Origin of the sequence: Pseudoalteromonas sp. OOF1S-7 (assembly GCF_022347765.1) — a bacterium.
Classification (GTDB): Bacteria; Pseudomonadota; Gammaproteobacteria; order Enterobacterales; family Alteromonadaceae; genus Pseudoalteromonas.
Window position 1 is genome coordinate 1 of the sequence record NZ_JAKRFZ010000021.1, and the last position, 13,570, is coordinate 13,570.

Below are 13,570 nucleotides of genomic sequence, written 5' to 3' on the forward strand. Positions count from 1 at the left end.
GTCCCTGCGCTCATCTCAATGAGCTGCGAAGCGTTGCTTCGGTCTCATTTCGTCCATGTGAAAGTAGGACATTGCCAAGCACCTATTTAAAGGTCGACGAAAGACATTCATCCATGAATATCATCGATATTTGTACCTCCTTGTACATCAAAGCCCGATTCGAAAGAGTCGGGCTTTTTTGCTATGTGTGATTTAAAAAAGTTGCGTAACTTTCCGATCATAAAGCCCACACTAGCGTCATCCCGCACTTGATGCGGGATCTTCTAACAGGCCACACCGAGAGCATGAGCTGCACTGAGATCCGACAATTGTTATCAGGCTCCGAACAATAAAAGGTCGAATCGAACGAGGTCGGCTTTTTGCGTTTAAGTCCCTCAGTAACAGCTAAGCCAGCTCTTTTCATCTTTCGAGCTAAAGCACGGCTTGCACGACAGTACTTTCACTCAAGCGCTTACATTGCTCTGTACGCAATGACCCGTTATGATGGGCGTTGGTTGCCGTGGTTCTGAGCTGATTGTGTCTTTATATTTAATTGTTCTCTTTATTATTTTTGCCCTGTTTGGTTGTGCTTCCACATACCTGGTGAAGTTTATTTATTGCTATTGGGTAAAGAAGCGAATTGAAGTCCGGTATGTATGGCGGGCATGTCTGTGTGCTTTGCTCATTATACCCATTTCGTTGCTCAGTCAGTGGCTAGTTTAGAGCAGACTGCCAGACGGTATTAGCGCTCTGGCAGCTAAGCTGAGGCGTTATGAGGCGGTTACTTCAGCGTGATTGCCTGGCATTCACTATTGATACATAGAGCCTGTATGGGCAGCACTTGTTTGCAAACCTCACTGGGTGGAGTCTGTTGGTTAATAGCTTGCTCTTTTTGCGTAATGGTCATCGCCATTTGCTCGACTTGAGTTTCATCAACATTACGCACCGAATACACAACATACTGACTTGGCCCGCCGCAGGTTTGCCGCTCACCGACTCCGATCACTTTACATTGAAAGCTCGCATCACATCCTTTATCTGCCACTAACTCTGTCAGTGCCTGATTATCATCATCGTGGTTGTGTGGTGTAGTCTGAGTGCTACTACAAGCACTGAGTAAGCCTGTCAGTAAAAAAAGCGCCAAACACTGATACTTCATCGAAATTCCTAGTAGGTTGCCTGGTTTGAATGCTCGAGTTTAACACATTTATTGTTTACGCACTGAGTCGCGGGTGCGGCCAAGTGCTGACAGATGCTGATCATCTTATTTTTGGCATTATAGGTCGCTTCAGCATGAGTAAGCTGGTCGGCCAGTTCTTTCACCTTGTTGGGATCGGCTGTTTTTGTTGAGAAAATCACATAATCTGATGGACCTCCACAGGCACGGCTTCCCACAGGGAGCACTTGGCACTGGGTGGTGGTGTCGCACTCTTTGTCTTTGGTCATAAACTTCAGATAGGCGCGTTGATTCTTCAGACCAGCTTCGGTGATGGCGTCTTTGTCTATGTGGGCAATGGGCTCCGCTTTATGGACTTTGTCTGCGGGTGAAGGTTTGCTATGACCAACATCATGGCGCGCCGCCGCCTTTGTTTGTAACTTGGCAGGTGCGACAGCACGACTTTCTGAGCTACTCTGTTGATTGCTCGCTGTTTCCTCGTTGTTTTGGGGTTCACTATGCGAGGCATTACAGCCTGCGATGAATAACAAACTACATAGAGAAAGTGTAAACGCGTTCATATCTGATCCTGTTAATTTTTCTTCCAGTGTGCCGCGCTTTTTCTCCAGATACAAGAGGCCACGCGCCAATATAACTGGCGCGTGGTGTGGTTATAGACCGCCGGAGGTGAGTTTTTGTGGGTCCAGTAATTCGCGTAACCTGGTTTCACTTAGGTCGGTATGTTCTGCTGCAACTTCAATGATAGGGCGACCCTGCTGATAGGCTTGTTTGGCAATATAAGCGGCCTTCTCATATCCGATCACCGGATTTAGCGCGGTTACCAGAATTGGGTTGCGGGTCAGCGCTCGTTGTAAACTGGTTTCGTTGACCTTGAAGGTGGCAATGGCTTTGTCAGCAAGCAAAAGGGACATATTTGCCAGTAACTCGATACTTTGCAGGATATTGTAGGCAATGACCGGCAGCATAACGTTAAGTTCAAAGTTACCAGACTGACCCGCCACTGTGATAGTCGCATCATTGCCAATTACCTGAGCACTGACCATGGCTGCAGCTTCCGGGATCACCGGGTTGACCTTACCTGGCATAATCGACGAGCCGGGTTGTAATGCTTGCAGTTCTATTTCGCTTAACCCGGCCAGTGGGCCTGAATTCATCCAGCGCAGATCGTTTGCGATTTTCATATTCGCCACGGCCAGCGTTTTTAACTGACCTGACAACGCCACAATGGCATCTTGTGACCCTATGTTATAAAAAAAGTTTTTGCTGGGCGTAAAGCGGATCCCAACATTACTACTTAAATAGTTGTTAAAAGTAGCGGCGAAACGCGCATCGGCGTTTACACCAGTGCCAACTGCGGTGCCGCCCTGGCCAAGCTCATAGATCTTTTCCAGTGCCTGTACGATGCCCTCACAGGCAGAGTCGACTTGATGCTGCCAGCCACTGAGTGTCTGTGCAAAGGTGACTGGCATAGCATCCATTAAATGTGTACGGCCTGTTTTAACTAAATGACCGACTTCTTTACTTTTGCGTTCAATGGTCTGAGACAAATGTTTCAGTGCTGGCAGTAATTCGTATACGGCAAGTATAGCGCTACTGACATGAATGGTGGTGGGGATCACATCATTGGAGCTTTGCCCCATGTTGACATGGTCATTGGGATGAATTGTCTCGCCGCTGATCTGGCTGGCCAGGGAGGCAATGACCTCGTTGGCATTCATATTCGAGCTAGTGCCTGAGCCGGTTTGAAATACGTCGACAGGAAACTGCGACAAGTGATCGCCATCAATGATCTGCTGACAGGCGGCAACGATGGCCTGAGCCTGATGTAATGGTAAATGCCCTAGCTCCTGATTTGATTCTGCTGCGGCCTGCTTAATATACGCCAGGGCGCGGATGAAGCTGCCAGGCAGTGTCAGACCACTGACGGGGAAATTATTGATAGCGCGTTGAGTTTGCGCCTGATAAAGCGCATCTTGTGGTACGTCTAACACGCCCATACTATCTGAAACTTGACGAAATTCGCTCATAACAACTCCTAGCTGTACGGATTAAATTCATGGCTGATGATCCTGGCTTCCCGCTCAAGCAGGTAGAATTTGTGTAATCCCCTGCGCCTTGCTTTGTAATAACGTTTTAAAGCGAGCAGTGGTTTATAAATTTGCTCCAGACATTGTTGTCTGATGCAGGTATGGATCAAGGGATCAGCAATGTGGTTAAGCAACTCAAAGAATATTCGTCTGAGGTACAGCTCCTGTAACAAGGCACAGGATTGTCGCTCGTACCATTTAGCTATCTCACAGCCCGCGCGGATAAACTCAGCGACCTGCTGGGGTGCGTCAAGGTGAGGACGCGTGCAGTGTGCATTAAGATGCGGCTTAAAGTTGATAAGCGCAAGCGGTGTTAGCATAGTGAAGTATCCTTTAGTGTAACGATAATAATTATCATTACACTAAAGCGTAAGGTTAGCAAGTCTGAATTAATAACTGGGTGATTAACCGCCTAGTTATAGCCAAGTAAAAACTGCTCGGCTGTCTTTTCTCGCTCCTGCTCCGGGCTGATCAGGATGTTTGCGACTTCCTGACAGTATTTTTTGTTTTCTAATAAATTAGGTTCTGCTTCCGTGTCTATCAGACCACGGCTTTGTAGTGGGGTTTGAGAAAGATCTGAAGTTGTCATAATGTGCTCCAAGCGTTGTGTCGAAATTTCAGTATAGACAATGCATGCTTTATACCAAGGATAAAAGCGTATATTTTTTATATGTTTAACTATATGCAATCTCAAATGACTTGCTTTTTGGTGATAAGGTTGCCTCAATAGAGCGCAAACTTGGATCATCGAGGTGCATTAGCTATGGAAAAACCTTTCTCACAGGCGTGCGAAAACAATAAACACCCCATACTTGAGAAAATACGGCCCTATGTCAGCGAGGTGGAGTTGGTGCTGGAAGTCGGCTCAGGCACCGGGCAGCATGCCGCGTTTTTTGCCAGGGCACTGCCTCATTTAGAATGGCAGTGCAGTGATCTGGCGATCAATCATGCCGGGATATTAATGTGGTGCGAAGACAGTGGGGCCACTAATTTGCCAGCACCACTCGCGCTCGACTTATCATCCACGCCCTGGCCGGTAAACGAGGTCCCGGCGATCTATACGGCGAACACCTTGCACATAGTGTCTGAAGCATTAGTTGAGGCTTTTTTTGTCGGGGTTAAGCAGCACCTGGCGAGCGGGGGAGTACTGATGATATACGGCCCGTTTAATTACCAGAGCCAGTTTACCTCTGCCAGCAACCAGGAATTTGATGCGTTTTTGCGCAGTCGTGATCCCGACAGTGGGATCCGCGATATAGAGTGGATCTGCGCGCTAGCAAAAAGTGCAGCTCTGACGTTACACGCAGACAATACGATGCCAGCGAACAATCGATTATTGATCTTTAAACGGCAGTGAGGCTTCGCACTGGCTGCGATAAACGGCCATATGGGCTTGCTCGCGAGTCAGGTAGTCCCTGATTGCTAAGGCAAAATCAGGGTGGCAGATGTGGTGGTAAGAGTAAGTGATGAGCGGCTCGAAACCACGTGCCAGCTTATGCTCCCCCTGTGCGCCCGCATCAAAGCGGGCTAACCCGTGGCGGATGGCATACTCTATGCCCTGGTAATAGCACAACTCAAAGTGCAAATGAGCATGACTTTGCAAGGCGCCCCAGTAGCGCCCGTACAGCGTATTCTGGTCGTGCAAATATAAACTGGCTGCGACTATCTTGTCGTGCTCAATCGCACACACAATGGCAACCTGACTTGCCATTGTGTCAAAGATACGCTGAAAGAATGTTTCATTCAGATAACCCTGATGCCCTGAGCGTTTCAGGTAGGTGATGGCATAGCACTGATAAAATGCCTGGCGTATTTCATCACTGATCTCGGCGCCCTGATACCAGCGAATGGTTAATGCCTGACAGGCTACCGTTTTTCGCTCTTTTTTGATGGTTTTGCGCTTGCGCGATGTCATCGCATTTAAAAAGTCATCAAACTGAGTATAGCCATGATTTTTCCAGTGAAACTGGACGCCAATACGTTCCATCAGCGACTGACTTTGCCAGCCTGAACAGTGTGTCGGGAAGTTGATATGCCACCCCGACCAGCGCTGTTGCCCGGCCGCTTCATGCAGCGCCGCCGTGATATAGTCATACAAGGCACCAGGCACGGGTTGGCTGGATAAAATGCGACTGCCGACCACGGGTGTAAAGGGAATGGCACAGATCCACTTTGGGTAATAAGCCAGTTGATGACGCTCATACGCTTCAGCCCAGGCCCAGTCGAAAACATACTCGCCATAGGAATGTAGCTTGATATAGCCTGGCAACAACGCAATCAACGCACCGTTGTCATAAACGCTCAGGTGATAAGGCAGCCAGCCAGTTTCCTCGCCAACACAGCCACTGAGCTCCAGCGCTTCGAGCCAGTTCAGGCTGCTAAAAGGAGATTCGCCTGACAAACTTGCGCGCTCGCTATCGGTGAGCGCAGCAAGACCGGTAATAAAGCGATGTTGATACATAGATTATTGCATTGCCTTGTGTAAAAACGTAATCAGCTGGGTGAGCATAGGGTCATAATCCGGATTGAAGGAAACCCTAACCAGAGGGCGGTGTTGCGCCAGGTTTACCTCACTGCGCTCACCAAAGTAGGGTTTATCCGTGGTTTTGCAGTCAGTAAATGCCGCTGTGTCATCCAGATAGGCATCACAGTTACGAAATATCCCTGTTGCACCATAGTACGTGTGCTCGGGTGGATTTAACAAACCAATGTGAGACATATCAATCACCCCATCCAGCATGGCGACTTCAGTGACATTGATCGAGTCCGGGAGCGCGGCAATGGGCGTAGGCGCGTAAACTCGTAACGCCAGTGGTGCAGTGTGTGTCTGTGCCCAGCGTGAAAGCAACTGATATGTGCTTTGACTATTAATCGTGGCATCGACATCGCTGGCGATTACCAGTGTGGGCAGTGAAGCCGGTAACCGGGCTTCTCGCATGTCGGCCATGGCTTGTTCTACCAGGGTGACGGCATGTAGTGGAAACGACTCATATTTCGCAAGGTCGAGATCGGCGCCTTTGTCCACCCAGTCAACCCAGGGGAGCCAGTCCAGCCACTTTGCCAGCCAGGCTACCTTGCTGTGGCTTTGCGTTGCCGGCGCGACCAGAACCAGTGCTGCCAGGTTATCGGGTCGACGGGCTGCAATCTCTGCGGTTGCCAGCGCAGCACCAGTTGAGTAGCCCAAGACCGTAAATTCGCTGTAATCACTGGCTGTGCGCGAAATGGCATAGCGTACATGTTGCTTCCAGTCGCGGTAATCTACCTCTTTTAGGTCGCTGGCTGCAGTGCCGTGACCGGGCAGGAGCATGGTTCTGACATCAAAACCTTGTGCATACAGATCAGCCGCTAGAGAGTGAAAGGTAAAGGGCGAATCAGTCAGTCCATGGATCAATAGCACAGCTCTTTGGTTATTAGGATGTGTTAATTCAAATGGGGCAACATAGTCTGCTACTTGTGTTGGCTTACCAGGCAACAGCGCAGAGACTCCGGTTGTCAGCTCGCAGCTGAGTGTCGCTTTGGGGTTGCGAGCTGAAATCATTGCCCGGGCAGAGCGAATATACGCTGAGTACGACTGCGCCTCGGGAATATCCTGCACGGCAGTCCCGGTTTCATTGGCGAAACGATAGCTGCCTTGTTGTGCATCGACCTGATAGCGTGATAGATCTGTCAGCAGGCTTTGACATGTTTGTGCCTGTACAGACATGGCTCCCAGCTGAGTCAACGTGATCGTTATGGCAAAGAGCAATCCTTTTTTAATCATGACGGTCGGTATTGTGTTAAGCATTGCACCAGCTTATCGCGCTCCAGTGGTTTTGCAAGGTGATTGTTAAACCCGACTGCCAGTGCGTAGGTCTTATCTTCTGGCATCACATCGGCAGTCAGGGCGATGATGGGCAGTTGTTGCTGATTATAACGTTTACGCAGCACTGCGGTTGCCTGATAGCCATCGAGCAATGGCATCTGGCAATCCATGAGGATCAGGTCAAAGGTTTGGTCATCACAGGCGTCTACCGCTTGCTGGCCGTCACTCACCAATACAAAGTCAACATCAATAGACTGTAGCATAGCTTTAATGACCAGTTGATTGACCGGATTATCTTCGGCAACCAGCACCTGCATCCCTTTGAGCAGAGTATGATCCGGCGTGACGGTTTGCGCCAGCTGGGCATCGCCGAATGGGCAGCGCAGTGAAAAGGTAAAAGTACTGCCTTGTCCGGAGGTGCTTTGGACGGTAAGCTGACCTGCCATCAGCTCTACCAGTTCTTTGCTGATAGCCAGGCCCAGACCTGTGCCACCAAAGCGCCGAGAGGTTGATGCATCCGCCTGCGTAAAGGGCGCAAAGATCAACTGTTGCTTGTGGTGGTCAATGCCAATTCCGGTATCTATGATAGAGAAAGTAAGCAGGTAACCACTGTCTCCATGCAGTGCTTCACAATGCAGGGTAACCTTACCACTGTCAGTGAACTTTACCGCATTGCTGCATAGGTTAAGCAGGATCTGCTCTATGCGGAGTTCATCTGCTTTGATCCAGCAGGCACCATTGATGTTGGTGTCAAGTTGCCATTGCAGCCCTTTGTCCGAGGCGCTGGTGGCAAAAAGACTGTCTATACGGCTCAGTAAGTGTTGCAGGTTAAAGTCGTGACGCTCAATGATCAGATGATTTGATTCGATTTTAGCAATATCAAGAATATCGTTTACCAGGTTGAGTAAGGTTTTCGCCGCCATATCAATGCGGCTGGCATAAGACTGGAGCGTTTCAAATGAGTCGCTCGTCTTCATCAAAGAGGCAAATCCCACCACTGCATTCAGTGGCGTACGAAGCTCATGGCTCATGTTAGCAAGAAAGCGGCTTTTGGCGTGGTTGGCACGTTCGGCATCTTCAACCGCCTGGCGCAGCGACAAAGTACGTTGTTCAACCAAGTGGTTGAGCTCGTAATGCTGATAGTTGTTGAGCAGTACAATAAAAGTAATCAAGGCTGTGATACTTAGCTGCAGCAGTAGCAGCAACACTGTCTGGCGGTGGTTGAGGCTGGCAACAAAGTCAGCCCTAAGTTCAAGCTTGATGCGCCATACCTGGCCACCAAACTGAATACGGGTATCAAACAGGTTATCTGCCGCAACTTTACTGGGAGAGATTGGGTGATTGCTATAGAAGGGCTCAGCGTCACTGCCATCATAGACTGCAATATTATAGCTGCCGGCCTGTGACTGTTTCAGCACTGAGCCCAGTAAGGTATCGGTCTGCACCACCGCTGTGGCATAGCCGAGAATATCCGCCTGAGGATCGGCTGCTCCGCGCCGGTACACCGGAGAGAACAACAGATAAGCTGGCACAGGGGTGTCACTTTGAATTAATTTAATGATATCTGTGGCCTGTGGTCGTACAATGATGTTGGGATTTTCCAGTGCCTGCTTGCGGTTTTCACGTGAATACACATTAAAGCCCAGCGCGCTGAAGTTTTCTGCTTGCGGTGAAATATAGGTCACGACGACCAGAGGATCATCAGGTGCCAGGGGGAAGCCTTTGAGTTTTACTCGGCCATTATACAGCTTATCAAACTTATCCTGCATGGCATTACCCTGCGTCTGAGTTAACCTCGCATTCCAGGAAATCGCTCGTAAAAACGGATAACGCACGCGTTGTTGCTCGGCAATTTGGTGAAACTCTTCGGCGTTTACTTCGCTCAGAGATTGCAGTTTAGCTGCCACCCCTTGCACGGCCAGCATGCTGAGGTTGACCTGCTGTAACAGCAGGTTTTCTATCAGTCTCAGCTCCCTTTGTGCCTCTCGCTTGGCTGCCTGAATATTACCTTGGTTGTATAAGTAGGTTGTGAGTACCACAGATAAAAACAGCACAAAGCTGGTGGCAAAGACATTGCGGCTACGGTGGTAACTGTGTTGTTTAAACGCCCATGCATCAAGCATCAGCAATAACAGAGGAGTAAAAATCAGTATGCCGAGGCTGTCGCCCAGCCACCAGGCCACTACATTCTGCCAGTGATGACTAAACTGGTAGTCTGGGTTAAACAGGCTGAGTGAGAAGACGCCAATATTCGCCGATATCAAATTACAAAGGATGCCGACCAAAAAGATATAGTAGGCAATATGTTTGCGTGACCGCATTCGCAGTGGGTCACCCAGCCAAAGCCGCAGGATAGATCCACCTGCGAGGCCCTGCACGCAGGCACCCAAGGCAATAATGGAGACTTGCAGTAGTTGTGTTAAGGTCGCTCCTGTCAGCATGTAGCCGTGTGCTGTGGTCCAATTAAATAGAGCTGAGGCCACAAATAAGCCGGGTAGAAAACGCCAACCCCAAACCAGCACACCGACCAACCCCACGCCTGCCGGCAGCCAGATGGGCAGCACCTGATCCTGAAATGCAAAGGCGGTGAGCAGTTTTCCCAGTGCAAAGTAGCTCACTGTCATGAGCAAGTAAGCAGCCCATTGATGGTACACTGTGCGAAATTGGAACTGCATATTGATCCTGTCCTTTTCGTTAAACTGGCAGGGGGCGTTTGGTAAACGTTTGTTTCAATACTATGGTTGACTCAATCCCTGCAATACAGCCGATGGCACCAAGACGGTGCTTTACGAAATGCTCGTAGCTGGGTAAATCTTCGGCAATGATCTCAAGTAAGTAATCGTGCGCACCAGACACCACAGAGCAGCTGAGCACCTGATGCAGTTGCTCCACATCAGATTCAAACTGGGTGGCGGCCTGCGCAGAGTTCTCACTTAGTCTAATAAAGGCATATACCAGTACAGTATAGCCCAGCGACTGCGGTGCTATAGTGGCGTTGTAGCCTAAAATAACCCCATCCTGTTGTAGCTTTTTAACACGCCTCAGGCAAGGGGTGTCGGACAAGCTGGCTTGCTCTGCAAGTTGAGCATTACTGAGCCGGGCATTGTGCTGCAAGGCCCTGAGCAGGATACGGTCTTTGTTATCAATATGCGCCATGGTAGTGAATTCTGCTAATTTATGGTTTCTTGGCTGTATTTATCACCAATTCAGTCTAGCATTTGCTTGAATTTTAGCAAATTTTAGCTGACTAGATTTGGTAGCCTGTGACTCAACAACTTGGAGAGTTACCGATGACAACACTGACACAGGCATTCGATCACTGGATCCGCAGTGATTTTGTTACACTCAACGATAAGCTGGAAGCTGCATATTGGCAGCAGCAGGATAAAGCTAATGTCGTGGGCGTAGAAGACGAAGTAAAACAGCAACTACTGAATGAGGGGCAGCAGCACATCCAGGCTTTGCTGGCAGAAGGCAATACTGATGAAGGGTTTGACAATGCGTTCGATCTGCTGGGCAATGTGGGGCTGTACATGGCTGCCTGTCGCCGTCATGAACTGACGGAACCCAGCCGGGAGCAATATTCACCGCTCAAAGAAGCCTCCGCGCTGGCGATGCATATTGGTGCTTCTATTGGGGTCACCCCTCGCTTTGCAACAGCACACCTGACTACGCACAACCGTGCCATTGATGGGGTGTATAAACGCTTCACCAGCCACCCCGCTGAGCAGCTGTTCGTCGATTACAACACCCGGGCGATTTTAGCCTATAAACGTGCCGCAGAGTGTTTGTTAAAGATACAGCCAATGGGTATTTCACATCCGATGACGCCGGTGCTGCTGGTGCAGGTAAAAGAAGCCTTGCTGGACGTGATCCGCTCCAATCAGCGTTTATTTGAGCAGCTTGATACCGACGCCTTCTTTTATGTGGTGCGCCCGTATTACAAGCCTTATCGGGTCGGAAAGGAAGTCTATCGTGGTGCTAATGCCGGGGATTTCGCCGGGATCAATGTGATTGATTTGCTACTGGGCTTGTGTCAGGCCAATGATGTAAACTACGCTCAGATGTTGGTCGATAAGTTTCTCTATATGATGCCCGAGGATCAGGCCACATTGAGAGAGTGTATGCGTTTACCCAATCTGATGGATGCATTTTTAGCGGCCGCGCCGCTGCATCATGGAAGTCACTGGTATCAGGAAGCGGCAGCTGCGTTTGTGCAGGTGTGTAAGCTGCACGGTGATACCGCTATTCAGCATCATAATCAGCTGGTGGAAAAGTATATTGCCCAGCCGTCTGGCACTATGCCTACTCAACACCTTGATAAAGTCACTGCCAGCGGACCTCCTTTACCTGTGTTGCTGGAGCAGCTGACTCTACTTAGAGACAAACGGGCGGCGGCAAAGCGTGAGGACGTGTTTACCCGCTTTGATGATTTAAATACGCTGCGCCGCAGTATTGCCAGGGATACCCAATGAAGCAAGCCGATTTCTCGTTACCTCACGGCCACTATTTACTCAGCCACTCGGTAGGTCGACCCTTGGTTACGGCTGAGCAGGATTTTATGCTGCGCTATTTTCACCCCTGGGCAGGAGACAACCATGAGCCCTGGTATCAGTGGATCAATGGTATACAGTGTTTTACTGCAGCGCTGGCCAAACTGTTCAATAGCCAGGCGGAGTACTTTTGTCCGCAAAGCAACCTCTCCAGTGGCTTGACTAAGTGGGTTATGAGTCTGCCGGAAACGGGCAAGCAAAAGGTGCGAGTGCTGATGAGTGAGAGTGACTTCCCCAGCATGGGCTTTGTATTAAAGCAAGCCGTGCCTGATGTGGAGATCCAGTTTATCCCTGCGGCCCTGGATATGTCAGACTTGAATGTCTGGCAGCAGCATCTCAGTGGTGAGATAGACTGGGTATTTGTCAGTCAGGTGTATTCAAACACCGGCCAGCAGGCACCCGTTGACGCCATTACGCACCTGGCAAAAGCGCAGGGCTGCCGGGTGATTGTTGATATTGCACAGGCCGCGGGCGTGATCCCCATTGACCTGTCAGACAGTGCGGCGGATTGCGTACTGGGGTCCTGCGTAAAGTGGTTATGTGGCGGACCGGGTGCCGGGTTTATCTGGGTGAATCCGGGCATACTCGACCAATGCCAGCCTAAAGATGTAGGCTGGTTTTCCCATCAAAACCCCATGGAGTTTGATATTCACCACTTTGCACCACACCATAGTGCACTGAGGTTTTGGGGCGGCACCCCATCCGTAGCTGCTTATATCTTTGCCGCACATAGCATCGAGTATTTTGCCGAGACAGGCGTAGAAAACGTGCGGGCACATAATCTGAACCTGCTGGCACGCCTGCAGGATGAGCTGGCACCCTGGTATATTGCTCCGACCGATACGCTGCGCTGCTCGGGTACCGCGATCCTGAATGCGGGCGATGCGCAGGAGAAGGTACTGGCGGCGTTACGAGAGGCCGGCATTGCGGTTGATGCGCGCAAGCTCGGTATTCGGGTTTCTCCGCATATTTATAATACGCAAGCAGACATCGATGCCTTTATTCGGGTATTCAAAAGGGCGTTATCAACCTGAACTATGGCTCAGCCCCAGTGCCTTTTTCGTCTTTGTTTTGACTGAGCGCCAGTGCGTCACTGGCTGCTTAGGGGCCAGTTGTAACAGCTGTTCAAAATCAATGTCGGCAAAAGCAATTTCACTATGGTGCGCCAGCATCACAGTGGCGGGGGCCAGTTGCTGTAGCTTGAGCAGGGTTGCCCGGTACAGACGCGGATAAAACACCGGGTAAGGCGGGATTAATTTACCGCGAACCTGCACCATAACATCGGCGATATACACTGTGCTGCGTTCTGCATGATAGAGGCTGATATCTCTGTCAGTGTGGCCAGGTGTATGCAGTGCCTGCCAGTCTTCAAAGCCGGGTAATGTAGCACCGTCGGGCAAATAAACATCAGGCCTAAGGGTGCGTGCATACCAGAGGTTTTTGCGCGCTTTGCGTTTGCGCCCAGCCACCCAAAGTGCCAGGGCGATGTCTGATAAATGCATCAGCATGCCGTCTATGCCCCGATACCACTGACCCGGGCAATTGGCCGTCGCAATCTGCGCACCGCTTATCTTTCGCAACAGGTGGGCACCACCGGCATGATCCGGATGCATATGTGTGACCACAATTAACTTAAGCTGATGCACCGGGCGGCGCAGTTCATCGCTAATAAAACGGCAGATCTGAGACACATCGGCGCGGCTGCAGCCATCCAGCAGCAGCAATTTATCCGGATATTCCACCAGATAGATATTCTGAATATAGCCTTCGATTGTATGGATCTTCATGTTGGTAATGTATTCGCACGCACTCATGTCATATAGGTAACACATCTGACCAGATAGGCAAGGTGAAATTGTTCGCAAGGTGGGGTGGTGGTGGCAAATATGACCCTGGTACTCTCACCAGCAAGTCGTTGAGCCGCAAACCTGGCTGTGCAGATCCTGTTGACCGGGCTAGCATCACGATCTGC

13 protein-coding genes are annotated in these 13,570 nt (G+C 50.1%); 3 read left to right on the forward strand and 10 right to left on the reverse strand.

Annotation, left to right across the window (positions count from 1 at the left end):
- Nucleotides 1–760 precede the first annotated feature (760 nt).
- The 5 genes from MHN33_RS20990 to MHN33_RS21010 form a co-directional block, all read right to left on the reverse strand.
- A complete protein-coding gene (locus MHN33_RS20990; RefSeq protein ID WP_239401064.1) occupies nt 761–1,138 on the reverse strand; it encodes a hypothetical protein in 378 nt (125 codons plus the stop codon).
- Between the two features lie 8 nt (nt 1,139–1,146).
- A complete protein-coding gene (locus MHN33_RS20995) occupies nt 1,147–1,716 on the reverse strand; it encodes a hypothetical protein (protein WP_239401066.1) in 570 nt (189 codons plus the stop codon).
- Nucleotides 1,717–1,806: 90 nt separating this feature from the next.
- The gene (locus MHN33_RS21000; protein ID WP_239401068.1) at nt 1,807–3,183 is read right to left on the reverse strand and encodes a class II fumarate hydratase; all 1,377 of its coding nucleotides are present in this window, start codon (nt 3,181–3,183) and stop codon (nt 1,807–1,809) included.
- Between the two features lie 8 nt (nt 3,184–3,191).
- On the reverse strand, nt 3,192–3,563 hold the full coding sequence (locus MHN33_RS21005) for a hypothetical protein (protein ID WP_239401070.1): 372 nt from the start codon (nt 3,561–3,563) through the stop codon (nt 3,192–3,194).
- 92 nt (nt 3,564–3,655) lie between these two features.
- Nucleotides 3,656–3,832, reverse strand: a complete 177-nt coding sequence (locus tag MHN33_RS21010; RefSeq protein ID WP_239401072.1) for a hypothetical protein — start codon at nt 3,830–3,832, stop codon at nt 3,656–3,658.
- A 174-nt stretch (nt 3,833–4,006) separates the two neighbouring features.
- Here MHN33_RS21010 and MHN33_RS21015 point away from each other — a divergent pair, with 174 nt between their 5' ends.
- Nucleotides 4,007–4,600, forward strand: a complete 594-nt coding sequence (locus MHN33_RS21015) for a DUF938 domain-containing protein (RefSeq protein ID WP_239401074.1) — start codon at nt 4,007–4,009, stop codon at nt 4,598–4,600.
- Here MHN33_RS21015 and MHN33_RS21020 read toward each other — a convergent pair.
- From MHN33_RS21020 to MHN33_RS21035, 4 genes are read right to left on the reverse strand one after another with little or no spacing between them, the layout of a single operon-like run.
- Entirely contained in the window at nt 4,577–5,704 is a 1,128-nt protein-coding gene (locus MHN33_RS21020) for a GNAT family N-acetyltransferase (protein ID WP_239401076.1), read from the reverse strand. The genes MHN33_RS21015 and MHN33_RS21020 overlap by 24 nt on opposite strands.
- Before the next feature lie 3 nt (nt 5,705–5,707).
- The gene (locus MHN33_RS21025) at nt 5,708–7,027 is read right to left on the reverse strand and encodes an alpha/beta fold hydrolase (protein ID WP_239401078.1); all 1,320 of its coding nucleotides are present in this window, start codon (nt 7,025–7,027) and stop codon (nt 5,708–5,710) included.
- Complete coding sequence (locus MHN33_RS21030) at nt 7,000–9,720, reverse strand: ATP-binding protein (RefSeq protein ID WP_239401080.1); 2,721 nt, start codon at nt 9,718–9,720, stop codon at nt 7,000–7,002. The genes MHN33_RS21025 and MHN33_RS21030 overlap by 28 nt, the downstream gene beginning before the upstream one ends.
- A gap of 19 nt (nt 9,721–9,739) precedes the next feature.
- A complete protein-coding gene (locus MHN33_RS21035) occupies nt 9,740–10,201 on the reverse strand; it encodes an Lrp/AsnC family transcriptional regulator (RefSeq protein WP_239401082.1) in 462 nt (153 codons plus the stop codon).
- Between the two features lie 134 nt (nt 10,202–10,335).
- Between MHN33_RS21035 and MHN33_RS21040 the strand changes: the two genes are divergently transcribed.
- Both MHN33_RS21040 and MHN33_RS21045 read left to right on the forward strand, forming a co-directional pair.
- Entirely contained in the window at nt 10,336–11,520 is a 1,185-nt protein-coding gene (locus MHN33_RS21040; protein ID WP_239401084.1) for a monodechloroaminopyrrolnitrin synthase PrnB family protein, read from the forward strand.
- On the forward strand, nt 11,517–12,632 hold the full coding sequence (locus MHN33_RS21045; RefSeq protein ID WP_239401086.1) for an aminotransferase class V-fold PLP-dependent enzyme: 1,116 nt from the start codon (nt 11,517–11,519) through the stop codon (nt 12,630–12,632). Before MHN33_RS21040 ends, MHN33_RS21045 begins: the two co-directional genes overlap by 4 nt.
- On the opposite strand, the gene MHN33_RS21050 is transcribed toward MHN33_RS21045, so the two are convergent.
- Nucleotides 12,624–13,385 carry an MBL fold metallo-hydrolase gene (locus MHN33_RS21050; protein ID WP_239401088.1) on the reverse strand — a complete coding sequence of 254 codons (762 nt, stop codon included), beginning with the start codon at nt 13,383–13,385 and terminating at the stop codon, nt 12,624–12,626. The genes MHN33_RS21045 and MHN33_RS21050 overlap by 9 nt on opposite strands.
- Between the last annotated feature and the right edge of the window lie 185 nt (nt 13,386–13,570).